This window comes from Polyangiaceae bacterium, assembly GCA_015075635.1.
Lineage (GTDB): Bacteria > Myxococcota_A > Polyangia > Polyangiales > Polyangiaceae > JADJKB01.
Genome location: JABTUA010000002.1, coordinates 1,321,058 through 1,347,662, shown reverse-complemented (window position 1 = coordinate 1,347,662; position 26,605 = coordinate 1,321,058). Strand labels below are relative to the sequence as shown.

Below are 26,605 nucleotides of genomic sequence, written 5' to 3'. Positions count from 1 at the left end.
TATCACGGCGCTCAGAAGCGCACGCGCGCGATGAAGAACTTGTTGTTGAGCCTCTCGTCGGTGATGCCGTCGAAGCTCACGTGCTGGCCGATCTCGCTCTTCAGCGACTGCGCGCGGCCGTGCTCGGTAGTGAAGTAGAGCGTGGTGACGCCCTTCTTCTTCTGCTCCTCGATGAAGTCCTTGAACTTCTGCCCGGAGGCGACGAAAGCCGGCGTCTTGTTACCGGTGTAGAAGTTCTCGCCCTTCCAGTTCATCTGGTAGGAGATCAGGAGCTCGTCGGGGCTCTTCCTGTCCTTGTAGTACGCCAGGATCGTCTCTCGCTGACCCCAGTGGGGCGCAGCCTTGTACAGGTAGACGTTCACCCCCCAGGCGGCCCAGAGCACGCTCAGCGTCACCATACCGACCGCGGCGTGAGCGCGCAGGCGCGGCACGGCGAAGAGCAGGCAAAGCACCGCCGGCACGAAGGTGAACGCGGCGAGGATGGCCTTGAAGTCGAGGGAGGTCGGCCACGGGCGGCGGTAGTTGTAGGTGAACAGGTGCATGAGCCGCGCCTGGCCCTCGATGTCCCCCGGGAGCGTGTAGAACATGTCGCGCCCGGCGATCACCAGCACGAAGGCCGACGCCACGGCCATGGCGGCGATCACGATCCCGTCGTAGCTCTTCGCGTCGATGGCGCCGGCGGTCGCGGTGGCGGCGCTGCCGGCAGCGGGCTCCGCGCCCGCGGAGAGCGCGAAGACCTCGCCCGGGGCGTGCTCGCCGCCGCTGGCAGCTGTCACAACCTTCTCGGCCCGGACGCGCCGAATCACCCAATACGCAATGCCCAGCGAGAGCGCGAGGCAGAGCCACCCCAGCCACTTCACCGGTGCCGGCGGCTTGTCCCCGGCCAGGCGTCCCGAGATGGCTCCCGGGAAGAAGCGCATCGCGCCGTACACGGCGAGCGTCACGCTGGCGGTGATCCCTGCCAGGTAGGTCGCGAGCGCGCGCCCGCGGGGCAGCTCGGCCCCGGCGAGCGCCCGATCGACCAGCAGGCCCACCAGCATCGCCGTGGGGGGAACCACCGGAAACACGTAGTGGTGGAACTTGGTCAGCGTGATGGTGAACATGCCGAACGCGCTGATGAACCACAGCGCCAGGAAGGCGCCGGCGTCGCCGCGGGGGTCCTCGCGGTCGTTCGGGCGGCGCAGCCACCAGCCCAGGCCCGCCACCGCCAGGCCCGTCCACGGGAAGAGCCCGTAGCCGAGCTGCCAGATGTAGTAGCGGAAGCTGGTGTCGTCGCCGATGTTGGTGTCGTGGACGTGCACGAACGCGCGCTTGTACATGTCGTGGAACAGCAGCCGATCGGTGAACGGCTGGCCGTGCCGCATGTACATCTGCACGTACCAAGGGAGCGCGATGCACGCGACCAAGAGCACCAGGCTGAGCGCCTCGACCCGGGTCAGATCGCGCCAGCGCCGAGTCGCGGCGACGTAGGCGCCGATGATGAAGATCGGGAGCACCAAGCCCGGCGCGCCCTTGCCCATCGCGGCCAGTGCCACGAACACCCAAGCAGCCAAGAAGTACAGGCGCGAGAGCCGCCGCTCCCCGCGGTTCAGCCAGAGCACGACGGCGGCGACCGCCGACCAGAGCAGCGCGCCGTGCCAGGGCTGGAACGCCTTGTTGACGGGCAGCTGGTTCTTGCAGGGCTCGTTGCCCGGCAGCCCACAGTTCCCGCCGCCCGAGCCGGAGAAGAACTGATCGAGGTGCCAGCGGAAGCCTCGCGAGCCCTCCAAGTGCAGCGTGAGGTTGCGCGTCAGGAGGTAGAGCACCTGCGGCAAGACCAGGAGCACGACCGCGCCGAACACCAGGTGCCAGAGCGAAAACCGCAGCTTGCGCGAGCCGAGCGCGAGCTCGTAGACCCGCGCTTCTTCCTCGGGATCGGTGTGGAACGCCAGCAGCGCGAGGCCCATCGCGGCGGTCAGCGGCGCGACGTACAGCATGTCCGTCATCGACTGGTGCGCGATCAGGAACCAGTACGGCATGCTGGTCAGGATCACCCCGCCGATGAAGCCCGCGCGGCGCCCGCAGGCCTTGGCCACGCCTTTGTACAGGAAGTAGACCGCCAGCACGGTCAGGAGGAACACGCCGATGCGCGCCGCCCACTCGGGCTGCGGGAGGCGGCCCTGAGCCACGCCCGCCAACATTTGGTCGGGCATGTAGCGGACCCCGAGGGCGGAGAAGAAGACGCCCTGCATCCAGAAATCGAGGATCGGCTTCGACCAGAACCAGCCGTCCTGCGCCCACCACAGGCTGATCCAGTCGTCGCGCACGAGCATCTCGCGGGCGACCTCGCCGTAGTGCGTCTCCCAGGGATCGGACAGCGAATAGCTGCCCAGCAGCGGCAGGTAGAGCAGCGTGGTCAGCACCACGAGCCAGAAGCCGTGGCGCCGAAGGAGCGGGCGCTCCGCGCCGGTCTCGTCGGTCGTGACCGCGCCCATGGCCTGCGCGGCGCGGAAGGTCGCGGCGACCATCCAGAGGAAGGTGCCGGTGACGAGCACTGCGGCGCTCAGGATCGGCAGCGGCAGGCCGCCGGCGACGGCGAGGCGCAGCGACACGAACCACGCGGCCACGCTGGTGACCAGCTCGAGCACCGCCGGGCGCAGCTTCGCGCCGTCGGGCCGGACGCTGACCTTCTTCTCCGGATCGCCGAAGGTCCCGAGCATGTCGGCGATGCCGAAGAACGCGATCAGGCCGCCGATCACGGCGACCGGCACGCTGAACGACCAGCGCTTGGTGCTCGCCATCAGCGCGAAGGGTCCGGCGGCGCCGATGACCGCGATGATCGCGCCGCGCACCCAGTTCGGCTTGTTGCCCGGTGGGGCGGCGGTCTCGTCGGGCTCGCCGGGGGGCGGGCCCGGCTCGGGCACCGGCTTGGGCGCGGGCGCCGGCTCGGCCGCCGCCTCCGTCGCGGGTTCGGCCGCCGCCTCCGTCGCGGGCTCTTGCGCGTCCTCCGGGGCAGGCTCGGTCGCCTGTTCGGGTTTCCCGTCGTCGTCGGTCATGCTCGGACGGGCTCTCGTAGCAATTCTGGCCCCGTTTGCCTACGTCTCTACCACTGGACGTCCGAGCACGAGCAAGAGCCAGCCGTCCTCCTCGGCCCGGGCGAGCTCCCGAAGAGCGTGCTCCGAGCAACGGCCGAGCACCTCGGCGCCGCGTTCCGACAAGAGCCCGGACAGCACCAGGCGTCCGGCGGGCGCGGTGACCCTGGCCAGGTCCTCGGCGAGCTCGAGGAGCACCCAGGCCTCGATGTTGGCCAGCACCAGGTCGAAGCGCGAGCGCACCTTGGCCAGTGGACGCGTGGAGAACGAGCAGCGTTCGGTCAGGTGATTGAGCCGGGCGTTCTTTCGAGCGGCGCGCACGGAGGTGGGATCGACGTCGATGCCGAGCACGCGCTTCGCGCCCGAGCTGGCGGCCACCATCGCGAGCACGCCGGTGCCGGTGCCGACGTCGAGCGCTCGCGCGGGGTGCCGCGCGCGACACAGCTCCTCCGTGGCTCTGGCGGCGAGCCGGGTCGTGGGGTGGCTTCCGACGCCGAACGCCTGGTCCGGCTCGAACCACAGGCGGCGCTTGCCGCGCGGGACCTTCTCCGCGCTGCTGGTCGGCTGGAGTACGAATCGATCGGTGATCGCCACCGGCTCGAGGTAGCGCATCCACTCGCGCTGCCAGCTCGGATCGAGCTCGCGCACCGACACCGCAGCCACCGCGGCGGCGCCGGACAGACGCCGAGCCTCGGCTCGGCTGGTCACGTACACGACCAGCGTGGGACCGTCCCGCTCCTCGACCGCGCCAGCGCCGGCGTCGAACAGGCGCCGGGCCACGCGTTCGGCGTCGCGACGCGTGACGGCGAACGTCACCTCGAAAACGCGCTGGCTTGCCAGGCTTCTGCCTCGTCCAGGGCGCGGGCGATGTCGGTCGTGGCCGAGAGCGCGCGCAGCATGTTGGTGTAGCGCGACAGCGGCGCGCTCGAGACGCCGGCGCTGGTGATGGCGTCGTTGAGCAGGTTGGCGTTCTCCGCCGAGAGCGGCAGGGAGAGCGTCGCTGAGAGCTCGAGCGCGTAGTCCACCCAGCGGCGCGAAGGCAGCGCCTGAGCGAGCTTGGCGGCGCAGCGCACCGACATGTCCACCAGCGAGTCTTCTCGCCACTTGCCGTTCTCCGCGGCGGCGAGCGCGGTCTCCAGCCAGCGAGAGAGCGCGCGCTCGGCCTGCTCCGGTTGGCCCTTCGCGATCAGGTGATCGGCGACGCTCTCGAGCACCGCGTCGGCAGACACCTTCGTGGTCGGTGGGAGGTACGGGCCCTCTTCCAGGGCGGGGCTGCTCGGGGACGGGCCCGCTCGAGGCGGGGCGTCCGGCTCCTCGAGCTCGAACGACACGTCCAGCCCGAGCTCCCCCCCTACGACCACGAAGTCGCCGTCGGCCAGCGAGTGCGGGCCGCTGATCCGATGCCCGTTCACGAAGGTGCCGTTGGCGCTCCCGAGGTCTTCGAGCGTCGCGCCCTCGTCGGTGACGACCAGGCGCGCGTGCTGTCTGGAGCAGCGTCCGCTGGCGAGCACGACGTCGCACTCCTCGGAGCGCCCGATCAGGTATGAGCCCTTCGGGAACGGTCGCTTGCCGGTCGGGGTGTCCAGGTGGACGCGGGCGCGGGTCATCCGAAGACTCACGAGCATACCTCAGCCGGTGGGCTCGATCGCCCGCTGGACCAGGCAAAAATGGCGCGTTCGAGCCGGCGCCGCCGCGGCTTCCGCTCCCGTGTTAGCCTATGCGTCCCCACATGCGTCGAATGGGCTGGATTCGTACAGGTTTGGTCGTGACTCTAGGGCTGGGTGTCCCAGCCCTGGGCGCTCAAGGGTGCTCGAGCGAAGACGAGGTCGTCCCTGCCAAGGGCCTGATGCTCGCGATCCGGACCGACATGTCGATCCCCGAGGGCGTGGATTCGATGCGCATCGAGGTGCTGACCAACGGCGTCCCCAAGCTCGAAAACGAGTACTTCCTCGGGCCTTCTCCCGAGAAGACGTCGCTCCCGGGCACCCTCGCCCTGCTCCCACCCAGCGATTCGAAGCTGCCGGTCCTCATCCGCGTCGTGGCGCGGACCGTGAGCGGCAAGGCGGTCATCATGCGCGAGGTCACCACCACCGTCCCGGACGACCGGCTGGTGATGCTGCCCATCGGTATCCAGTGGCTGTGCTGGGACAGCGTGACCGAGGACGCTGCCGACAAGAACGATCCGAAGTTCCAGAACAAGAGCTGCAGCGAGCAGGAGACCTGCATCGCGGGCGGCTGCGCCGACAAGGCCATCGACTCCGCCACCCTCGCGCCCTACGACCCGACCCAGATCTTCGGTGGCGCCAAGGCCGCAGGCTCCAAGGGCCAGTGTTTCGACACCGTCTCGTGCTTCGACGGCAGTCAGACCGAGACGCCGGACACGAGCTGCACTTTGGCCGCGCCGGGACCCGGACAAGACGCGGACTACAACGTCGCGCTGGTGCTTCCGCCAGGAGACAACGCCGGGATCTGCGGCGCGAGCTCGTGCCTGGTCCCGCTCGAACGCGACGACACCGACGGCTGGCGGATCGAGGGAGATCGCCTGAAGCTACCGCCCGCCGTGTGCCAGAAGCTCGGCACCACCGTGCTGGCGGTGGCCACCTCGAGCAAGTGCACCACGAAGACCTCGGCCCTTCCTACCTGCGGCCCCTGGTCGAGCGTGACCAGCAACTCCGGGACGTTCGACTCCGGTGGCCCGGAGCTCGACGCCTCGATCGATGGCGACGTGAGCATCGACGCTCCGCCGGGTGACGGCGGCCCGGACGCCTCCCTCGACTCGGCGACCGACGCTGCGGACGCGACCTTCGAGCCGCCGCCGTCGGACCCGAACCTGGGCGCGAAGTGCCAGAACAAGACCATGTGCGGCCAGCTCGAGTGCATCGACGTCAGCTCGACGGCGCTCGGCGGCGAGGGTCCGCCCGGTGGAATGTGTACGCTGCCCTGCGGCGGCTTCCCGCCCAACTACTGCAGCCTGATCGACCCCGGCGCCATCTGCCACCCGTTCGGGCCGGGCGCCGAGTACTGCCTGAAAGGCTGCGCTCCGGGACCGGTGAGCTTGGACGGTGGCTTCGACCCCAACAAGTGCCACGGCCGCCCCGACATGGGGTGCACCGTGCTCTTCTCCGCCGGCGGTCCCGCCCCCGCCTGCCTCCCCACCTGCGCCGGCACGCAGCACTGCGACACCGGAACGAGCTCCAACCCGCAGTGCAATTTGGCCACGGGCCTGTGCACCAAGGTCGCTTCGCAAGGCGCGCCGTACGGCACCAGCTGTACGTTCGGCCCGCCGGACGCCGGTGGCCTCGACGCATCCGCGGACGGCAGCCTGCCGCCGAGCTGCGCGGGCATGTGTACCCCGGTGCCCGATCCTTCGCAGGGCGGATTGCCCGGCACCTTCGTGTGCAGCGGCGGCTGCGTGGTCAACCCGGACGCCTCCTGCGGCTGGAGCGGCACCGGGCCGGCCCAGGCCGCCTGCATGAAGGGCTTCGTGCCGAACGCGGCGGACCTCGGCGATCTCGGCACCTGCGTCCAGCTCTGCGACTGCCAGGTGTTCTGCGACGACCCGAACATGGTCTGCACGCCGAACCCCGACTTCGACCTGGCCCAGAAGTGGGGCATGGACGGTTACTGCACCTTCGGCGTCTCCGCCGACGGCGGCCCGGTCCCGGGCCTGGGGTGTTGAGGAGCTGACGATGGGCGAAGACCAGCTCGAGCGACTGACGCTGACGCCCGGCACCGTGCTGGCCGGAAAGTACTCGGTGGAGCGCGTGCTCGGCGAGGGTGGGATGGGCGTCGTGGTCGCCGCCACGCACTTGGAGCTCGGCGAGCGCGTTGCGGTGAAGTTCCTCCACCCCGACGCGGTCGAAAACGAAGAGGTGGCTCAACGCTTCGTGCGCGAGGCGCGCGCGGCGGTGAAGATCAAGAGCGAACACGTCGCCCGCATCATCGACGTCGGTCGGATGGACAACGGCTCCCCTTACATGGTGATGGAGTACCTCGCCGGACACGACCTGTCCGAGGAGAAGCACGCCGCCGAGCTCGGCATCGAGGACGCGATCGACTACGTGATCCAGGCCTGCGACGCCATGGCGGAGGCGCACGCTGCCGGCATCGTGCACCGCGACCTCAAGCCCGCGAACCTGTTCCTGACCGAGCGCGCGGACGGCATGGGCCTGGTCAAGGTTCTGGACTTCGGCATCTCCAAGATGACCCAGCCGGACCCCGCGAGCCTGTCCTTGACCAAGACGGCGACCGCAATGGGCTCACCGCTCTACATGTCCCCCGAGCAGATGCGCTCCGCGAAGACCGTGGACCACCGCACCGACATCTGGTCCTTGGGCGTCATCCTGTTCGAGCTCCTGGCGAAGACCACACCCTTCACCGGGACGTCGTTGCCCGAGCTGTGTGCTGCCATCCTGGCCGACTCGCCGCGCAATCTCCGAGAGCTCCGGCCCGAGGTGAGCGAGGAGCTGGAGAAGGTGGTGCTCAAGTGTCTGGAGCGCGATCCGGCGAGGCGCTACCAGAACGTCGCGGAGCTCGCGAGCGCGCTCGGGCAGTTCGCGCCGCGGCGCTCGCGCCCGTTGATCGAGCGCATCGGCAAGGTGTTGTCACGCGCAGGCATGGCGGAGGAGCCGGAGATCCCGATTTCCATCGCAGCCCCGCGACCCGCGGAGGTCACGACGGGCGCGGCCCACGTGACGGTCCCCTTCGTCGAGGGCGCCCGCACCAACGCCGCTTGGACCGAGACGCACCAGCCCGACACCAAGAAGAAGTCGCCGCTGTTCGCGGTTGCGGCCGGCGCCGCTGGCGTCGCCGTGCTCGGCGCGGCGGCCTGGGCGCTGACGCGCCCGCCCGCTCCGGGACCAGAGACCTTGCCCACCCGCGCGGCGACGCCCGTCGAGGCTCCTGCGGTGACCGCCCGTGCGCCTGAGCCCGTGGTCGAGCCCTCCGCGGCGGTTCCGGCAGCGGAGCCCGTGCCCAGCGCGAGCGCGCCCGCTCCGGTGAAGCCGCGCGAAGCTCGGCCCGCCGAGAAGAAGCCGGAGCCGAAACCGGAGCCCAAGCCGGAGCCCGAGGCCAAGCCCGAGCCGAAGCCCCAGCCCAAACCGAAGAACCCCTTGGACATCGGACTCAAGTGAAGACCATTCTCCGATCGCTCACCGCTGCCTTCCTGTGCGTCGCGCTCGTGGCGCCGCAGGCCGTCGCCCAGCCCGCCGCGCCGAAGAAGCCGCCCGCCGCGGCGAAGAAGGACCAGAAGAAGGCGGACAAGAAGGACGAGAAGGTCGCGGCAGAGCCGGCCGTCGTCCCGCTCGCGGAGGCGCTGACCGGCGAAGCCAAAGAGGCCTACGAGTCGGGCAAGCTCCTGTACGCGGACGGCGACTACGCGGGGGCCAAGCTCAAGTTCGAACGGGCCCACGAGCTCGCGCAGGATCCGCGCTTGCTCTGGAACATGGCCGCCGCGGAGAAGCAGCAGCGGCGCTATGATCGCGTGCTCGCGCTCGTGGAGCGCTACCTGGCGGAAGGCGGCGACAAGCTGACCGACGCGGATCGGCAGGAGGCCAAGAGCCTGGTCGACATGGTGCGCGCGCTGGTCAGCGAGGTGACGGTGAGCGTCAACGAGCCCGGCGCCGAGGTCAGCGTGGATGGCGAGAAGATCGGCGAGTCGCCGCTGGCGGCGCCGCTCACCCTCACCCAGGGCGAGCGGACCTTCAAGGTGACGAAGCCCGGCTTCCGGCCCTTCGCCAAGACGCAGAACCTCCAGGGCGGGACCAAGCTCGCGCTCGAGGTCGTGTTGGAGCCGCAGCTCCGCGAGGGACGCCTGCGGGTCGTGGCTGGCGTGGGCGACACCATCCGCATCGATGGCAAGGTCGTCGGCAAGGGCCAGTGGGAGGGCAAGCTGGCGAGCGGCACGCACACCCTGTCCGTCAGCGGCAAGGGCAAGCGCGACCACCAGACGGAGATCGTGATCGAAGACGATCAGCTCCGGAGCGAGCGCGTCACGCTGGAGGCCGTGCCGAAGGCAGGCCCGCCGGAGAGAGACCGCGACGACTCCTCGGGCACCTGGATGTTCGTGAGCGGTGGCGCAGCGCTGGCCGTGGGCATCGGCATCGCGGCCTACTTCCTCTTCCGCCCCGAGGGCGAGACGCGGACCGAGCGCGCATCCGGCACCATTCCGCCGAACTACGTGCCGCTGCGCTTCTGAGCCAGCTCCCCGAGCGCGCGCTCGCAGTCGTCGAGCACCAGCTTGTTGGACGTGGCCTCGGCCAGCCGCTTCGCCAGCGAGAGCTCCCGGCGCGCTCCGATGACGTCGCCGCGCCGAGCCAGGAGCTTGCCGAGCAGCGTGCGGCCGCTGAGGGCGTCCCAGGTCCACTTCTGCGCCTCGGCGTGCGCGAGCTTCTGCCCCAAGAGCTTCTGGGCCGGCTCCGAGCCGTTCAGCGCGTCCAGGTAGGCGAGCATCATCTGATCGAGGTTGACCAGGCGATCGGCGCCGATGCGCTCCGCCACGGACAGAGAGCGCGTGAGGATGGCGTAGGCGCGCGGCAGATCTCCCGTGCGCATCAGGCCGTCGCCTTGGTTGTGCAGGTGGATCGCGACCTCGTGAGGCAACCCGAGGGCGCGCGCCTGGTCGGCCGCCTGGGCGCTCTCCTCTGCGCAGCGTGCCCAGTCCCCACGGAAGCCGTGGATGAGGCCGCGCACCTTCGCGCGCTCCAGCGCGAGCACCGGCTCCTCGCCATCCGGGAAGAGCGCCTGGGCGCGGGAGAGGGCCTCGAGCGCCGTGTCGTGCTCGCCGGCCGCTCCGGCCGCCTGCGCGGTCGAGAGCAGGCGCCGGTGCTCTTCCTGTGCGCTCGAGAGCGCCAATCCTCTCGCGCGCTCCAGCGCCGCCAGCGCGACCTTGAACTCACCCTGTCGGGCGGCGAGCTCCCCCTCGGCCATCAGCGCCGCTTGGCTCAGCTCCGGCCACTTCTCTGCCTGCGTGACCGCGCTGGCCAATAGCCGGAGTGCGTCCTTGTAGCGGCTGAGCGCGCCGAGGATCAGCGCCAGGTCGATGCTGATGCGCACGCAGAGGGCGGGGTCGAACGAGGTGTCCGACTGCAGGTGGAGCCACAGCCGCTGCACCAGGTCCGGCAACTTCGCGCCGGCGCGCACGTGACGCACGGCCTGGCCCAGCGCAGCCACCCACTCAGCGAGCTCGGCTGGGGACTGCGTGCGCCAATCGGACAGCTCGAGGGAGCGGGTGAAGTCAGCCGCTGCGCGCTCCAGCCGCCGCGCGCTCAGGTGGAAATACGCGCTCGTTGCGTAGAAGCCCGACGCGCGCGTGCGCTCGCCTGCCTCGGCGAAGTGCCGCGCGATGCGTGACGCCTCTTGCTCGGTTCGCTCCGCCAGCACCATGGGGTAGGCGTTTGCCGCGGCGAGGTGCAGCTCGGCCCTAGCGTCGGGGTCGAGCTCGCCAAGCAGCACCTCCGGCAGGAGCGTGGTCGCGAAGCCCAGCGAGACCGGATCCTCGCGGATCAAGAGCTGCTTCTCGATCAAGGAGTCGGAGAGCGTGCTCACCGTGCCGAGCGGCAGGTCGAGCATCGCGCCGAGCACCGACAGATCCACCGGGGCGCCCAGGATGGCCGACGCCACCAGCAGGTCGCGCTCGCGCTCGGGCAAGCGCCGCACGCGATCGACGATGAGCGCGCGCAGCGGGCGCGGCACCGCCAGCACGCCATCCAGGGCCATGCGGGACACCTCCCCATTCTCGACGACGATGGCTCCCGACTCGAGGGCCTCTCGCACCAGCTCCTCCACGAACATCGGGTGCCCGCCGGCGCGCTCGAGCACGAAGGCGAAGAGCTCGTCGGGGACCTTCTCGACGCCGACGCGCAGCGCGACCAGGCGCCGGACGTCGTTCTCGTCCAGGTCGTCGAGGCCGAGCTCGGTGTACCCCGGGATCAGCTGGTACGGAGCGTCGCTCCGCGGGCGTCCCGCGAAGAGCAGCAGCACGCGGCTGTTCGCCAGGCGGCTCGCCACGCTGGAGAGCGCGGCACCGGACTCGTCGTCCAGCTCGTGGGCGTTGTCCCAAGCGAAGATGTGCAGGCGATCTTCGGCCAGGCTCTGGAACATGCGCGAGACGGCCGCACCGAGCGCGCCGCCCCCGGCTGACTCGCCGCGCACTACACCCAGCGCGCCGAGCACCGCCGTCACCTCCACGTTCACCAAGCCCAGCGCGCGCAGCCGCGGCTCCACCGCCAGGATCACCTGCGCCGGGTCGCCCTCGCGCACGCCGCACATCGCGCGCAGCATGGCGACCAGCGCGCTGTACGGCTCCTCCCGGCCGCGCGGCAGACAGTCCGCGATGTGGCTTCCGATGTTGAAAGAGCCGCGGGAAATGCGCTCGATCGCCTCGTGCAGGAGCCGCGTCTTGCCGATGCCGTGGGGCCCCGTGAGCCCCATCACCTGGAGCTGGCGGCGTCCGGCCACTTTGAGCGCCTCGCCCAGCCGCCGGAGCTCGGCCTTGCGCCCGACGAAGCGCACCAGCGTGCTGTCCAGCGGCCGCGCCTCGCCGACCAGGTAGGGCAGCCGAGCGCCCTTCGAGCCGGCGATGGCCGGCGTGAGCTCGAACTGGCCGCGCAGGTTGCGCGCCGCGGCCGTCGAGACCACCACGCGCCGCACGGCCGCCGAGGCGATGCGGCGCGCGGCGGCGAGCGCCGTCTTCGCGCGCTCGTCCTCGACCAGGGCGCCGCTCGCGTCCAGCTCTAGGCGGGCGAGATCCACCGCCACGGTCAGGTCCTCGGAGCTCGCGTAGGCGCGCACCGCCACCAGCCCGGCACGCACGGCGTGCTCGGTGTCCAGGCTGTCCACGGCCCCGAGCCCGAACACGGCCGCCACCTCGCGCTCGCCCTCCTCCAAGAGGCGCCCGCCGTAGCGGGTGAACAGCTGGCGCAGGTGCTCGCGCACCTCGCCCTTGTCGCCGCGGACACCCAAGCGCGCCACTAGAAAGGACAGCTCGCGCTCGTTCTTGAGCTCGGAGAGCGCACCCAGAACGCTCGGCTCCCTCTCGGGCTCGACGCTGGGCGGCACGGGGATGCTGACCTTGGGAGCGGGCGGCCGTAGCGACTCGGAGCGCGTGGTTTCCAGCAGATCCTCGACCGACTCCGGCAAAGTCGCGGGCTGAGCCCGACGCGCTTCGAGCAGCTCGGCGAGATCCTCGGCCGCGTAGCGCGCCCCTGCCACGTAGCGCTGAGCCACCAGCTCTTCGTACAGCTCGCCGCTCGAGCCGTGCCGCGCGCTCGGGTCCAGCGACAAGGCGCGCTCGACGAGCGCGATCACACCTCCCGGAAGCTCGGGCCGGAGCTCGCTCAGGCTGCTCCAGGAGCCGCTCAGCAGTCGGGCCCGGGTCTCGTGGGGAGTGGCGCCCAGGAAGGGATGCCTCGCGGACAAGAGCTGGTACAGGAGCACGCCCAGCGCGAACACGTCGCTGGCCGTGGTCGGCGGTCTTCCCGAGAGCAGCTCCGGGCTCGCGCTGCCGAGCTTGGGCACGAGGCGTGGGTCGGCGAGGGGGTCGGGCACCTCCGCCCAGAGCGCGCGCATCACGCAGAAGTCAGAGACCTTGACCTCGCCGTCCCAGGACAGGAGCACGTTGTTCGGGCCGAGGTCGCCGTGCACGACTCCGAGCAGCTCCAGGCGCTCGTCGCGGCGCCGGTGTGCGTGGTCCAGCGCCTTGGCGATCTCTGCGGCCACGAACAGGGCGAAGCCGAGCGGGGCGCCCGTGCCGGCGGAGAGCCAGGGCAGCGCCACACTGCCGAGGTCGCGTCCGGCAACGTGCTCCATGGCCAAATACAGGCTGGAGTGATCGGGTTCTTCCACTCGGCCCAGGTCGAAGACCTGCACGACGTTCGCGTGGCTCAAGCGCACTGCGAGCTGAGCCTCACGCACGAAACGCTCGACGAACCGAGCGTCGCGCCCGAGCTCGGGGAGCAAGCGCTTGATCACGAGGGTCTTCTCGAAGCCCTCGACACCGAAGCTCTTCGCGCGCCACACCTCCGCGAGAGAGCCCTCGCCGATCTTCTCTTCGAGCTCGTACCTGCCGATGGTCCGCTGAGGGTCGGCCCGGGCCATCGCGACTCAGGCTTCGGGTTCGGTGTCGCCGTACATGGCCTCGGCGATCTCGAAGGTCGCGTTCTCGAGGGCCGAGTACAGGTCCTTGAGCGCCGCCAGCTCGGCGCCGCCGTTCAGCGCGGACCGGAGCGCGTCGAGCTTCTCGCGCACGCCTGCCGACTTCTCGGGTCCGAGCAGGTCAGCGTAACCCTCCAGCGCTTGTTCGGTGGTGTAGATCAGCGTGTCGCACTGGTTCTTCATCTCCGCCATGTCGCGGCGTAGCTGGTCCGTCTCCTTGAACTTCTCGCCCTCTTGCACCAGCGAGTCGATCTCGTCCTTCTGAAGACCGCTGGTCGGCGTCACGCTGATGCTCTGCGCGCGCCCGGTGCCGAGGTCCTTCGCCTCGACCGCCAGGATGCCGTTGGCATCGATGCGGAAGGTGACCTGAATCTTCGGCACGCCGCGCGGGGCCGGGGGGATACCGGAGAGCTCGAAGCGGGCGAGGCTGCGGTTGTTCGCCGCCATCTCGCGCTCGCCTTGCAGCACGTGAATCGGCACGAAGCTCTGGTTGTCCACGCTCGTGGTGAAGATCTCGCTCTTCTCCGTGGGGACCGTGGTGTTGCGGCCGATCAGTCGGGTGAACACGCCGCCGCCGGTCTCCACGCCGATGGACAGCGGCGTCACGTCGAGCAGCAGCACCTCGTCGATGGCGCCGCCGAGGGCAGCGCCTTGCAGCGCGGCGCCCACCGCCACTACCTCGTCCGGGTTGACGCCCTTGTTGGGGTCCTTCCCGAACAGGTCCTTGACCGCCTTCTGCACGGCGGGCATCCGGGTCATGCCGCCGACCAGCACGATCTCGTCGATCTTGTCGGCGCTGAGCTTGGCGTCGGCGAGCACTGCTTTGCACGAGGCCACCGTGCGGTCGATGAGCGGCCGCGTCAGCTGCTCGAGCTCGTTGCGCTTCAACTTCCGTTCCAAGTGGAGCGGGCCGGTCTTGCCGGTCGCGATGAACGGGACGTTGATGTCGGTTTCGAGCGACGACGAGAGCTCGTGCTTGGCGCGCTCCGCGGCCTCCTTGAGCCGCTGGAGCGCCATGCGGTCCTTCTTCAGGTCGATGCCGTTGGCCTGTTGGAACTCCTGCGCCAACATGTCGATGACCAGGCCGTCGAAGTCCTCGCCGCCCAGGTGGGTGTCGCCACCGGTAGCCTTCACGTTGAAGACGCCGCCGGAGATCTCCAGGATCGACACGTCGAACGTGCCGCCCCCCAGGTCGTACACGACGATCCGCTCCGCCTTCTTCGTGTCGAGCCCGTAGGCGAGTGAGGCGGCGGTCGGCTCGTTGATGATGCGCCTGACCTCGAGCCCGGCGATGCGCCCCGCGTCCTTGGTGGCTTGGCGCTGTGCGTCGTCGAAGTAGGCCGGGACGGTGATCACGGCCTCCGTGATCGGCTCACCGAGGTGCGCCTCGGCGATCTGCTTGATGGTCGTGAGGACGACCGCGGAGATCTCCGGCGGGGACATGGGTTTGCCCTGAATCTCCGCCCAGGCGTCGCCGTTCGGGCTCTTCACGACGCGGTAGGGGACGCTCTCGGCGTGCCGCTTGACCTCGTCGTCGTCGAACTTTCGGCCCATCAGGCGTTTGATGGCGTAGACGGTGTTCTCCGGGTTGGTGGTCGACTGGCGCTTGGCCACTTGCCCGACCAGGCGCTCCCCGCTGGCGGTCAGAGCCACCACGGACGGCGTGGTCCGTGCACCCTCGGCGTTGGGAATGACCTTGACCTCCGGCATGCCCGCGGCGTTGGTGCCCTCGAGCACGGCGACGCAGGAGTTCGTCGTGCCCAGGTCGATGCCGATGATCTTCCCCATGGGTGCCCGAGCTTACCCCGCGTGCCGCCGCGGGGACTAGCCGGCTTTCAGCTCGGTTCCTCGGCCGGCGCGGGTGATTCCGAGGGCTTGGGTGCGCCCTTGGACACCACGACCAGCGCCGGGCGCAGCAGGCGTTCGGCCTGCCGGTAGCCGGCCTGGACCTCTGTCAACACCACGCCCGCGGGGTGATCGGCCGACTCCAGATGCTGGATCGCCTCGTGCACTGCCGGGTCGAAGGGCTGGCCCACGGACTGCACCCGCTCGATGCCGAGCTTGCCGAGAGTGTCGAGGAACTGGCGCGAGACCATGCGCAGGCCGTCCGCCAAAGCCTGAACATCGGTTGCCGCATCGGCGTGGCTCATTGCGCGCTCGAGGTTGTCGAACACCGGCAACAGGTCCTTGAGCAGGTCCTCCCGCCCGCGGATCTCGGCGTCGGTCAGCTCCTTGCGCGTGCGCTTGCGGAAGTTGTCGAAATCGGCCGCGGTCCGGAGCAGCTGCTCGCGAAACTTCGCGGCCTCGGCCTTGGCTTCCGCCAAGGGATCGGGCGCCGGCTGCTCCGGTGGCGGAGTCTCGGCCGCCTCCGGGGGAGCGCCGCCGTTGTCCTGTCCTTCCGGCTGGTTCTCGTCGGTCACGACGAACCTTCTATCGCCAAACGGCGGTTGCCCGCAATCTCACGGACGTGCCTCGGGCGGGGCCAGGGCGCAGGGCGCCTGCCGCAGCGCCACGAGCAGGCCGCCCGAGGAGCGGGCGTCCGGCGTTGCCGGCCGCGGGTTTGGCGCGAACCAAGTATCGACCTGGCGGGGCAGGACCCAAAAGCGCGCCTCCCCGGTCAGGGGGACCAGTCCCTCGCCTTCACCCTGTTCCCGGCCGTAGCGCGTCTCCTCCAGCCAGAAGCAGTGCTTCGGGCTTCCCGGGGCGAACAGGTGGATGGCACCGCTCTGGAGCGCCGCTCGGGTGGTGACCCGCCTGCCGTCCGCCGTCGTGCTGCCCAGCTCGTGGCTGCCGCTGGGCATGCGGATCTCGGCTCCCGCGGTGGGGCTCTCGGCGCTGCTCGGCTCGAGCGAGAGCACCGGTCGGCCGTCCACGTCGATGTTCAAGCGCTCCTCGGTCAGGTTGAGCACCCGCACCAAGGGGTGGTGGAAGAGCCAGCCCGCCGGTGCCCCGATGGCGGCGACCAGCGGTCCGACCAGTAGCCAGCTCGGGAAACGCGGCTCCGCGCGCGGCAGGGACTCCACCTCTGCGACAGCTTGCGTCGCAAGCGCGGTCGCAAAGCGCGGCTCCGCACAGGCTAGGCGTCCATCCGCCAGCCGCCAGACCGCCCGTTCCGCGGCGGCATGCCCCGGCTCCGGGCGTCGCGGCCAGGCGCGCAGCGAGAGCGGCAAGAGAGATCCGGCGAGCACCACCGCGCAGTGGGCCCCCAGGGAAGCCGAGGGCCACGCCAGCGGCAGCGCCAAGGCCAGGCAGAAAGCGACCAGGCAGGAGCTGAGCCCCGCCGCCAGGCTCCGCGTGGTCGCGGCGCTGGCGTGCCGGAGACAGCGGACGCAGTAAGGCACGATCAGCTCGCCCACCCGCTCGGAGCTGGCGGGCGGCGCGCCGCAGCAAGCGCAGAAGTCCGGGGTTACCAGGCTCGCGGGGTCGAGCCGCAGCGCGCGCATCGACGGTTGGGTCATGGGTCTTCGCGTGCTCAGCATCATCCAGCGCGTTCCTGGTAGACTCCAGGGTCCGCCCCGCCGTTGTGCCAGATGAGCGCTCTCCCCGTACCCGGAAGACTAATCGCCGACAAGTACCGGCTGCTCGAGCGGATCGGGACGGGCGGGATGAGCGAGGTGTACCGCGCCGAGGCGCTGGCGACCGGTCGCGTCGTGGCGGTCAAGCTGCTCCTGCCGCACAAGCTCGAGGATCCCAACTTCGTCGCGCGCCTGTTTCAAGAGGCACACTCCGGCTTCCGCATTCGGCACTCCGGCCTGGTGCAGGTCTACGACACGGGTCAGTCGGAGCTCGGGCCCTTCTTGGTGATGGACTACCTCCTGGGTGAGAGCGTCGGGCGCAGGCTCTTCGAGCATGGTCGCTTCCCGACTCGGGCCGCGCTGGCGACGATGCTGCCCGTGCTCGAAGCGTTGCAGGCGGCTCACGACGCCGGGGTCGTGCACCGGGACATCAAGCCCGGGAACATCTTCTATTCCGTCGAAGGGCCCGAGCGAGTCTCGGTCAAGCTGCTCGACTTCGGGGTGGCCAAGGTGCTCTGGCCCAGCGGAGCCGCTCCGCGCACCAACACCGGGATCGTGATGGGCACCCCGGACTACCTCTCGCCGGAGCAGGCCAGCGGCGAGGTCGCGCTCGATGGGCGGAGCGACGTCTTCGCCGCCGGTGTGGTCCTGTTCGAGATGCTCACCGCGACGCGCCCATTTCACGCGCCCACGGCAGTGGCCACGGCGTTCAAGGTCACCCACGGCCGCACGCCGCTCTTGCGCGAGCGCGGCGGTCCCAACGACCCGACGCTTCAGGCCATCATCGAGCGCGCGCTGGCCAAGCGCCCCGACGAGCGCTACGCCAGCGCACGTGAGCTCGGGCGGGAGCTCGGCTCCCTGTGCGGAAACCCGGCGGAGCAGGACGCCGCGCTCCGCGAGCTGGTGCGACCCGAGCGGTTCTGGCCGGCGGAACGCGCGGGGAGCGGCGAACGTCCGGCGACTCCGCGCGCCGTCGAGGAGCTCTCGCCCTCGCCGTCCCGCGCCAGCGGCTGGACCCCGCCGTCGGCCCTCCCGACGAGCAGTGCGCCTCGCTCGGCCGCCGCGCCGGCCACGAACGCAGAGAGGCAGGTCCGAGGCATCGTCCTGCGCTCGATCGATCAATACGCGCGGCAGGTGTTCGGCGATGCGACGCGGGAGCGCATCCTCGACGTGTTGCCCAAGGACGTGGCCGCGGAGCTCGAGTACGAGTCGATGCAGGCCATCGTGCTCTACGACCTGGAGGTGCTCAACCGCTACGCCGACGGCGTCACGCGCGAGGCTGCCATGGGAAATGTGGGTTGGGCGCGGGCTGCGGGCGCGTACGCGGTGGGTGGGGAGCTCGGCGCGGTCTTGAGAAACGCGCTCAAGCCCGCCGAAGTGCCCGTGCTGCTGCGCAGGCTGACGCCGACACTGTCGCGCATCTTCTCGTTCGGTAGCTGGGACCTCGACGACGCGTCCCGCATCTCGACCTTGCGCATCGGCGACATGGAGCGGCTCGGCGCGCCGGCTCGGCTCTGGCTGGTCGGGGTCATCGAGGGCGCGCTGGCGGCGGCGGGCGCTCGCGCGCGCACCACCATCGTGCGCGGCGACGTCGCGTACGCTCCGCAGATCATCCTCGACGTGGTCGCCAGCTGAGCGCTGGTCCCGGGCGTCCACCCGGGGTAGACCCCGCGGAGCGATGCCCGAGCTCAACGCCCCGCAGACCGAAGCCGCCGCCCACACCGAGGGGCCGCTGCTGGTGTTCGCGGGGGCGGGCAGCGGCAAGACTCGGGTGATCACCTTTCGCATCGCGAACTTGCTGTCGCAGCACCGGGTGCCCCCCTACCGCATCCTGGCCGTCACCTTCACCAACAAGGCGGCGGGCGAGCTCAAGGCCCGGCTCGAGCAGCTGGCCGGCGCCGACGTCACTCGAGACCTCTGGGCCGGCACCTTCCACTCCGTGTGCGCGAGGCTCCTGCGCCGCTACCACGCGGAGGCGGGCCTCGGCCCCAAGTTCGTCATCTACGACGAGTCGGATCAGAAGGCCGTCGTCACGCGCCTGCTCAAGGAGCGCGGGCTCGACGACCGACGCATGCCTCCGCGCTGGGTGCTCTCCAAGATCCACGCCCAGAAACGCGAAGGACGCGGCCCGGGCGACCTGGACCGGCAGAGCGGGTTCGACGCGGAGCTCATCGACCTGTTCGAAGGCTACGAGCGCTCGCTTCGGAGCTCGAACGCCGTGGATTTCGAGGACCTGATCGTGCTCGCCATGCGCGTCGCGGAGGACCCGGAGAGCGCCGCCGGGCGCGACCTGCGCGAGCGCTTCCGCTACGTGCTGGTGGACGAGTTCCAGGACACCAACCTGACCCAGTACCGGCTGGTGCGCGCTCTCTCCGCCAGCACGCGAAACCTGTGCGTCGTCGGCGACGACGACCAGAGCATCTACCGCTGGCGCGGCGCGGACGTGCGCATCATCCGCGGCTTCCGTCGCGATTTCCCCGACGCCACGGTGGTGAAGCTCGAGCAGAACTACCGCTCCAGCGCCAACATCGTGAAGGCGGCCCTCGGGGTCATCGCGCCGGCGCTCGAGCGCGAGCCCAAGCAGCTCTGGACCGACGCGCCGCTCGGCGATCCGGTGCGCGTCCGCAGCGTGCCGAACGAGCGCGAGGAAGCGGCGTTCGTCGTGCGCACCGTGCGGAGCGAGCTCGGGCGCGGCGTGGACGCCAGGAAGATCGCCGTCTTCTACCGCGTTCACGCCCAGTCTCGCGTGCTGGAGGAGGCCCTCCGCGCCGAGAACGTGCCCTACCAGATCATCGGAGGCATGCGCTTCTTCGAGCGCGCCGAGGTCAAGGATCTGGTCGCCTACCTGCGCTTGCTCGACAACCCCAAGAGCGACGCGGATCTGCTCCGGATCATCAACGTGCCGGCGCGCGGCATCGGGGACAAGACCGTGGAGCTGGTGCTCGACGCCGCGGCGGAGCGCTCCGTCTCCGCCCTCGAGGCGCTCTCGGCGTTGGTGCGCGAGGGGGCCCTCTCGGGCGCGGCCAAGAGCAAGCTCGCGGGCTTCGTCGAGCTCATGGACCGCCTGCGCGCTGCCGCCGCCGAGCTCACGCCCAGCGAGCTCGCCGGTCACGTGCTCGAGGAGACGGGCTACCGCAAGCGCCTGCGCGACGAGGACTCCGCGGAGAGCGACGCGAGGCAGGAGAACCTGCAAGAGCTGATCGGCTCGATCCGCGAGTACGAAGAGGAGGCCGACCAGAAGGGCGAGGCCCCGAGCCTCTCCGCCTGGCTCGAGCGCGTCTCGCTGGTCAGCGCGGTGGACGCCGCGAAGGACGTGCCCAGCGTCTCGCTGATGACGGTACACGCCGCCAAGGGGCTGGAGTTCACGACCGTGCTGCTCACGGGCCTGGAGGAGGAGACCTTCCCGTACCGCGGCATGGACTCCGACGGCATCGACGATCTCGAGGAGGAGCGCCGCCTGGCCTACGTGGCCGTCACCCGGGCCCGCGAGCGCCTGTACGTGACCCACGCGGAGGCGCGTACCCTGTTCGGACGCACCAGCTACAAGTCCCCCAGCCGGTTCCTTCGGGATCTACCCGACGAGGCGGTCTCGAGGGAGGGTCCGCCCCGACCGGCGCCCTACATTTCGCCAACGCGACGCGACTTCGACGACGAATACTCGGCGCCGCGGCCGCGCGCGCCCGCCTGGCAGGCCGCGGTGGACAAGGCGCGCGCGCGGATGGGCACGGCGGCGCCGGGCGAGCGCGTGATCGATCGCGAGGCCTTCGACGACATCGCCGACGCGGACTCCCCCCGCATCCGCCCCGGCGATCGCGTGCGCCACAAGCAGTTCGGGCGCGGCGTGGTCGAGCGGGTGGAGCACGACGGCAGCGTGACGGTGGTCGCGCGCTTTCCGGGCTACGGCTCGCGGCGTGTGCGGGCGGAGTGGCTGGAGCCGGGGTGATTTCCAAGCTCGATCTCGTAGTGAAGGGCAACACGGATGCGTCATTCATTCAGTGCTTCCGGGAAGTGCTGCACAGCGCACGCTTCGTTCCCGCGGCGACGCAGTCGACGGTGGTATTCCCCTTCGAGTTCTCCCCCGGGTGACCCGCGGCCTCCCTCCGCTCTCCGCTGCTGACCACCAAGCTGGGGCGGTGAGCGTGACGGTCGCGGGCGCCTTGCCCCGGCAGGCACTTGAGCGAACCACGAGCGTCAGAAACGCAGTCGACCGCGGTCTGCCCGTTTGGAGCCGCGTGCTACCCTCGCCGTCATGCTGCGCCTCGGCGTCGTCGCGCTCTCAGCGCTTCTCGCAAGCTGCTCCGACGACGAGCTCGGCACGGCGGGCGGCGGCGCGGGCGGCAACGCCGCCTCCGGCGGTGGCGCGAGCGGCGGCGGTGGAGGCGCGGTTGGGGGGAGCGGCGGCGGCGGCGCAGCCGGTAGTGGCGGTACGGTCGCCGGTCCGCCCAGCCTGAAGCGCATCGGTGACACCCTCGACGTGCCGAGCCTCGCCGAGTCCGCGCCCAAGCGCTTCGCCGACATCGCGCACCACGGCAGCAAAGACGCTTACCTGGTGGTGACTGGCAGCTCGTCGATCAGCGCGACGCTGATCGACGGAGAGGGCAAGTCCCTCGCGGCGCCGCTGTCGCTGGCGCAGACCACGGCGTGGGCTCAGGGGCCGCGCGTCGCTCGGGGCGGCGGGAAGTTCCTGGTGGCCTGGCACGACAACCGCTCGGATCCGAACCAACCGGAGCTCCGCGGCCGCATCGTGAGCCTGAACGGCGACCAGCCGGAGCTCGGCGCGAGCGACTTCGCCATTGGGCCGCCGCCGACGCGCGCGGAGGCACCGCCCGGGATCGCGTGGTCGGACACGTCGAAGTTCTTCCTGGTGGTGTGGCAGGCGGTCCCGTCCGCCGACCTGCGCGCGAGACGCGTGGACGCGAGCGGCGCGCTGGTCGGCTCCGAGATCGTGCTCACCAGCGATCCCGACTGGCAGAGCGATCCGGCCGTGGCGTGGAACCCCACGAGCGACGAGTTCCTGGTGGTGTGGGCTCACGCCGACGCCAGCGGCGCCACGCGGGCGCGTCGCGTCGCCGCCGCCGATGGCGCGCTCCTGGGCCAGGAGCTCGATCTCGGGAGCGGCACGCACATCCCGGCGGTGGAGCACGAGCCGGGCGACAACCGCTTCCTGGCCGCCTGGTGGGACGGCAAGGTCCGCGCGCGTCGCCTCGACGCGAGTGGAACGCCGGAAGGCGACGGGTTCGACGTCGCGCCCGGCTATGGCTCCTACGACGGCTTCGCGATGGCGCGGCACCCCAGCCTGGGCACCTTCGCCGTCGTGTTGCACGGCTCGTCGGACGAGGACTTCGCGGCGGCCTTCGCCTCGAGCGGAGAGCAGAGCGCGGTGATCCAGGCGACGGAGAGCCCGTCCAGCATCGGCAACTTCAACCCCCGCGTCGCGGCGAACCCGCTACGCAACGAGTGGATGCTGGTCACGTCGCGAGGCTTCGCCACCCTGGCGGTGCAGCGCCTGGGGCCGTGAGCAGGTTGGTTCCTCAGCGCAACACCGGCTCGAACAAGACGTCGCGGTCCAGGTAGCGCACCGTGAAAGGCTTCCCCGCCCGAAGCTCGGCGAAGCGCTCGGGGCTCGAGCCGATGGTCGTCTCGACCTCGAACGGCGGCGCGCGATCGGGGCAAATCCACAGCCGGGCGGCGAAGGCCACGCTGCCGGGCGACTCGGTCACCACGCTCGCGCTGAGCACCCGTCCGGGGGCGATCTCTCCCCGGGTCAGCATGGCGCGCTGGCGCTGAGTGCGACGAAACGCGCCCCAGAACAACGGCACGAAGATGGCCGCAGTGAAGAACATGATGAACGAGCACATGATCGACAGCCCGAAGCTCGTGCCGTCGGACGAGTACAGCGACCAAAGGCCTTCGGCGATGAGCAACAGGCCGCCCAGGGCGAAGTGAACGGACAAACCCAGGATCACCAGCATGCCCTTGGTCCACGGAATGCCGCGGCGACCCAGCGCGCGCTGCCGCCGGCGCTCGGACTCGAGCTCGGACTTGGGGCACAGGTCGAGGCGCGCGTTCGCGCTCTGGAAGCTCCGAGCCAGCTGCTGGCCGAACGCATCGGACTCGAACTTGTAGTGCGACAGCAGATCGACGGCGGCTCCGAGGCGCCCCAGGCGTTCCCAGGCGTTGGCGCGCAGGAGCGCGCAGGCTCCGCTGAGCTCTTCCACGATGGGCACCTCGACGTCGTTTCCGCCGAGCACGGTGAGCACGGCCCCGAGCTCGCCCTTCGCGGTGTCCACCATCGCGCGCGCGAAGCGGTAGTACGAATCGGTTCGCAGGTCGGCCGAGCGTGGCTCGCAGAGCCGGAGCCATGCTTCACCCCCAGCCGGATCACCCATCCGAGCCGCCAGCGCTGCCAGGCCGGCGCGCGCAATCTGAGTCGCGCGCGGCGTCCGCACCAAGCAAAGCGAGCTCTCGAGCAAGCCGCGCTCGCGATGCGGGTCGCCGTCCTCCGCGGAGCGCAGGGCCAAGAGCCAGGCGAGCTCGACCAGGCGTCGCTCGGCGGCGACGTCGCCCGGCGACGACCGAGCGCGGAGCGCCTGCCAGTGAGCAAAGGCCTCGGCCCTGGCGTGTTGGGCCAGGCGCATGCCCGCCAGGAACGGCAGCAGCGCCGGATCCGGCGCATAGGCGGGGCTCTGCGCGCGCAGGTGGTCGAGCCGCGCGAGCTCGTCCGCGGACCACCCCTCGGCGACCGCGTCGTCGATGCGCGCCACGACCTGGTTCCGTGCGCCGCACTTGCCGCAGCGGACCGGCTCGTCCCCCGTCCCGATGTCGAGGGGCGCGCCGCAGCTCGAGCACAACGTGACGCGGTCGAAGAAGCCGGTCTTCATCACAGCACCAGCGCGAACGTGTGCGGGTCCGAAGGGTCGATGCGAAGCGCCACGGCGGCGCCCCGCGTCAGGCTGCCCGGGTCTCGGTGGTAGAGCTCGGTGGTCGCGAGGTAGCCGGAGTCGGCGTCGAGCACCAGCACGCGCAGGGAGATCTCCGCGACACCCATGGTGGCGTTTCCCGTCTCCACGCGGTGCGCGATCACGCCGAGCGCTGGCCGACCCGTCGCGCGGAGCTCGAGCGCACGCCGCGTTTCGCGCCGGTCGGCGAGGCTGAGCAGGATGAAGGGCGGCCCGAGCATCGAGACGAACATCACGATCAGGATGGTGATCGGGTGCAGGCCGAAACCGAGGTCCAGCACGTCGCCCACGAGGGAGAAGAGCAGGACCGCGGCACAAGCGAGCACGATGAGCGCGCCGACCACGGCGAGGACGAGCACCGGCGGCGCTCCGGTCTGGGCGGCGCGTTCGGCGTAGATCCGCTGGATCGGTTCCCGCGAGGCCGGCCAGCTCTGGCGACACAATCCGAGCTCGGGGTGGCGCTCGCGGAACTCGTGGGCCCTGAGCTCGAAGAGCGGCCCCCCGTGCTGGGCGAGGTGCACCAGGAGCTCGCAGCCTCGAGCGAGGTTTCCCGAGCGTTCCCAGGCGTTGGCGCGCAAGAGCGCCGCGGCCGGATCCAGGTCATTGGGCAGCGGGACGTCGGTGGGGCTCTGGCCGAGCGCCGCGAGCACGGCGGCGAAGTCGCCGCGCGCGGTGTCGATGCAGGCGCGAGCCAGCCGATGGGCCCCGTCGGCGTCCAGGTCGGCGGCGTACGCGTCGCAGCCGTCGAGCCAGGCCTGCGCGGCGGTGAGGTCACCGGTGAGCGCGGCCGTGCGCGCCAAGGCGGCCCGGAGGATCTGCCGGTGCCGGGGCTCCAACAGCTCGTCGAGCGCCCCCTCGATCAACGCTCGGAGCTCCAGCATGGCCCCCGACGCCTCGTAGTGGACGGACAGGACGCGCGTCAGTGCAAACAGCTCCTCGGCGGCTCCGGGGTCGGTGGCGTGGGCGAGCCGGCGTCGTGCGAGCCGCCAGCGCGCGAGCGCCTCGGGGACGTCCCACGGGATCAGCCGGTCGCCCACGCAGATCTGCGCGAGCGAGCTCGGCACCGGAGGCGGGTGGGCGTCTTGCCGACGAAGCAACGCGAGGCGCTCGGGCTCGGGCATCCGCGCTCCGACGACCAGCGGCAGGTCCTCGCGCCTCGCCAGAGTCTGCTCGTCCCGGCAGTACTTGCAGATCACCTTCCCGCCGCCCGAGCTGCCTTCGAGGGGTGCCCCGCAGGTCTCGCAGGGCAAGACCCTGAGGTCGAACTGGAAGAACGTCGCCATCGAGCTGGGTGAATCTACCTCGACCTCGAGCGGCCGGGCCGCGAGCGGACGACGAGCGCGAGCAGCGCGAGCAGCAACGCCGATGTCGGGCCCCCTGGGGCGCCGGGTCCCGGGACCCGGCACCCGCAGCCGCCATCGTCGTCGCTTCCGCCGGCCTTACCCGGAGCGGCACTCGAGCCGGCCGCTCCCCCGAAGGCGCCGGCGCCACCCGCTCCGCCGCCTCCGCCGCTGCCTGGCGCTCCTCCGCTGGGAGGAGGAGCATCCGTGTACTCGAACGCGCCGACGTCGGGCTTGCCGTCGCGCGCGACGCCGTCGTGATCGTCGCTGACGCCGAAGCTCGGCAGGACGACCCCCACGTCGCGAGCCGGAGAGCTCGCCTGCAGGCGGTACAGGTCGCTCGCCGGATCCTCGAACAGCGCTTCGGCCACGCTGCCGAGCTCGAGGTTGCCGGCGTCCGTCGCGTCGACGTCCCCACCGATGCCGTATTTGGCCCCGGATTCGACGAACAGGTTGTTCACCACCGCGTTCCCCTGAGTGAGGTTGCCGAAGAGTCGGAGGCCCGCGCCCCCCGAGCGCACGATGGTGTTGTGCACGAACGCGTAGCTCGACCCGCCGATCGCCGCGAGCTTCTGGTCGTTGCCGTAGATGCCGTCCTCGGCGAAGTCCACGACCAGGTTGTTCGCCACCCAGGTCGCGGCCGCGCCCAGCACGAAGATGCCGATGGTCGGCCCGCCGATCAGCGTGTTGTCGTAGATCTTGCACGCGGATGCGCCGCCGATCTGGATGCCACGGGTCTGCACGGAGTCCGTCGCGGTCTTCCCCACGCGGCGGATCAGGTTGGCGTAGACCTCGCAGTTCTTGGGAGTGACCCCCACCTGTAGGCCGTCCCAGCCCGTGTCCTCGATGCGATTGTCGTGCAGGTACACGCCGTCGTGCTCGTGGGGGTAGAGGACGGTCTCGACGCCGCTGCAGTCGAACTTGCGCCCGCCGTAGCCCGTGCTGCCGACGTAGAACCCTTCGCCTCCGGTGTCGTGGACCCAGGTGTGGTGCACACGCGTGTTCTTCTGCACGAACTTGCCGAGGTTGGCGCTGCCGTCGCAGCGCGACTCGGTCTTGAGGATGAACCCGGCGAAGCCCGTGTGATGGACCTCCAGGTGATCGATCTCGTAGTCGCTGGAGAGGTCGCCCACGGGCACGCCGGAGGCCGAGTAGTCGGGGCCAGTGCGCGTGGCACTCACGTCGAACCCGTATTCGTGCCCCGCGTCCCCGGTGCCGGTCAGGCGGAAGTACTTGCAGCGATTGACGAGCAGTCCGTAGCCCTTGTCCGCGTTCGCGATCTCGACGCGCCCGCCGCAGTTCTTTATGGTCACGGGCGCCGCCTCGGTCCCGACCAGGTCCTCCAAGATCAGGAACGGGCGTTTCCCAGCCTCGATGCACACCACGTCACCCGGCTTCACACCCAGCGCGGTGCCGCTGACGCTGGTCTGACTCGTGGGGATGGAGTGGTCGCACCCGCAGTCAGCCGCCAGCGCGCGGAACGGAACGAGGAGCGTCAAGAGCGCAAAAGGAGCGTGTCGTCGCCCGAGCATGCAGCAGTTCTATCGCGGCGCCGTGGCAGCCACAAT

General features: G+C 70.6%; 16 protein-coding genes and 1 pseudogene. 6 read left to right on the top strand and 11 right to left on the bottom strand.

Translation table 11 applies throughout. The annotated features are described in order from the left end of the window. Window positions 1-11: 11 nt before the first annotated feature. The 3 genes from HS104_22310 to HS104_22300 are packed head-to-tail and all read right to left on the bottom strand — an operon-like array spanning window position 12 to window position 4,678. Window positions 12-3,035, bottom strand: a complete 3,024-nt coding sequence (locus HS104_22310; protein ID MBE7482697.1) for a glycosyltransferase family 39 protein — start codon at window positions 3,033-3,035, stop codon at window positions 12-14. Between the two features lie 39 nt (window positions 3,036-3,074). Continuing rightward, a complete protein-coding gene (locus HS104_22305; GenBank protein ID MBE7482696.1) occupies window positions 3,075-3,887 on the bottom strand; it encodes a 50S ribosomal protein L11 methyltransferase in 813 nt (270 codons plus the stop codon). Beyond that, entirely contained in the window at window positions 3,884-4,678 is a 795-nt protein-coding gene (locus tag HS104_22300; protein ID MBE7482695.1) for an FHA domain-containing protein, read from the bottom strand. Before HS104_22300 ends, HS104_22305 begins: the two co-directional genes overlap by 4 nt. A gap of 158 nt (window positions 4,679-4,836) precedes the next feature. Here HS104_22300 and HS104_22295 point away from each other — a divergent pair, with 158 nt between their 5' ends. Genes HS104_22295 through HS104_22285 form a run of 3 tightly spaced genes read left to right on the top strand, consistent with a single transcriptional unit; the run spans window position 4,837 to window position 9,267 of the window. Beyond that, window positions 4,837-6,750 carry a hypothetical protein gene (locus HS104_22295; protein ID MBE7482694.1) on the top strand — a complete coding sequence of 638 codons (1,914 nt, stop codon included), beginning with the start codon at window positions 4,837-4,839 and terminating at the stop codon, window positions 6,748-6,750. 10 nt (window positions 6,751-6,760) lie between these two features. Next, entirely contained in the window at window positions 6,761-8,203 is a 1,443-nt protein-coding gene (locus tag HS104_22290) for a protein kinase (protein MBE7482693.1), read from the top strand. Beyond that, the gene (locus HS104_22285; GenBank protein ID MBE7482692.1) at window positions 8,200-9,267 is read left to right on the top strand and encodes a PEGA domain-containing protein; all 1,068 of its coding nucleotides are present in this window, start codon (window positions 8,200-8,202) and stop codon (window positions 9,265-9,267) included. The genes HS104_22290 and HS104_22285 overlap by 4 nt, the downstream gene beginning before the upstream one ends. On the opposite strand, the gene HS104_22280 is transcribed toward HS104_22285, so the two are convergent. Genes HS104_22280 through HS104_22265 form a run of 4 tightly spaced genes read right to left on the bottom strand, consistent with a single transcriptional unit; the run spans window position 9,246 to window position 16,681 of the window. Then, window positions 9,246-13,166: a protein kinase gene (locus tag HS104_22280; protein MBE7482691.1), complete on the bottom strand. Its 3,921-nt coding sequence runs from the start codon at window positions 13,164-13,166 to the stop codon at window positions 9,246-9,248. The genes HS104_22285 and HS104_22280 overlap by 22 nt on opposite strands. Window positions 13,167-13,172: 6 nt before the next feature. Next, entirely contained in the window at window positions 13,173-15,011 is a 1,839-nt protein-coding gene (gene dnaK / locus HS104_22275) for a molecular chaperone DnaK (protein ID MBE7482690.1), read from the bottom strand. Window positions 15,012-15,058: 47 nt separating this feature from the next. Continuing rightward, window positions 15,059-15,643 carry a nucleotide exchange factor GrpE gene (locus HS104_22270; GenBank protein ID MBE7482689.1) on the bottom strand — a complete coding sequence of 195 codons (585 nt, stop codon included), beginning with the start codon at window positions 15,641-15,643 and terminating at the stop codon, window positions 15,059-15,061. A 39-nt stretch (window positions 15,644-15,682) separates the two neighbouring features. Beyond that, window positions 15,683-16,681, bottom strand: a complete 999-nt coding sequence (locus tag HS104_22265) for a hypothetical protein (protein ID MBE7482688.1) — start codon at window positions 16,679-16,681, stop codon at window positions 15,683-15,685. A gap of 72 nt (window positions 16,682-16,753) precedes the next feature. On the opposite strand from HS104_22265, the gene HS104_22260 reads away from it, so the two are divergent. Continuing rightward, window positions 16,754-18,373 (top strand): serine/threonine protein kinase, encoded by a 1,620-nt coding sequence (locus tag HS104_22260; protein MBE7482687.1) that lies wholly within the window; start codon window positions 16,754-16,756, stop codon window positions 18,371-18,373. Between the two features lie 43 nt (window positions 18,374-18,416). Then, complete coding sequence (locus HS104_22255; GenBank protein MBE7482686.1) at window positions 18,417-20,681, top strand: UvrD-helicase domain-containing protein; 2,265 nt, start codon at window positions 18,417-18,419, stop codon at window positions 20,679-20,681. A 410-nt stretch (window positions 20,682-21,091) separates the two neighbouring features. Here HS104_22255 and HS104_22250 read toward each other — a convergent pair. Beyond that, window positions 21,092-21,175 (bottom strand): annotated as a pseudogene (locus tag HS104_22250) (LysM domain-containing protein). Window positions 21,176-21,212: 37 nt separating this feature from the next. Between HS104_22250 and HS104_22245 the strand changes: the two are divergent. After that, window positions 21,213-22,256, top strand: a complete 1,044-nt coding sequence (locus HS104_22245; protein ID MBE7482685.1) for a hypothetical protein — start codon at window positions 21,213-21,215, stop codon at window positions 22,254-22,256. Between the two features lie 13 nt (window positions 22,257-22,269). Here the strand turns inward: HS104_22245 and HS104_22240 are convergent, their stop codons facing one another. The 3 genes from HS104_22240 to HS104_22230 are packed head-to-tail and all read right to left on the bottom strand — an operon-like array spanning window position 22,270 to window position 26,569. Then, entirely contained in the window at window positions 22,270-23,619 is a 1,350-nt protein-coding gene (locus tag HS104_22240) for a zinc ribbon domain-containing protein (GenBank protein MBE7482684.1), read from the bottom strand. Next, entirely contained in the window at window positions 23,619-24,980 is a 1,362-nt protein-coding gene (locus tag HS104_22235) for a hypothetical protein (GenBank protein ID MBE7482683.1), read from the bottom strand. Before HS104_22235 ends, HS104_22240 begins: the two co-directional genes overlap by 1 nt. A 14-nt stretch (window positions 24,981-24,994) precedes the next feature. Continuing rightward, a complete protein-coding gene (locus HS104_22230) occupies window positions 24,995-26,569 on the bottom strand; it encodes a right-handed parallel beta-helix repeat-containing protein (GenBank protein ID MBE7482682.1) in 1,575 nt (524 codons plus the stop codon). Between the last annotated feature and the right edge of the window lie 36 nt (window positions 26,570-26,605).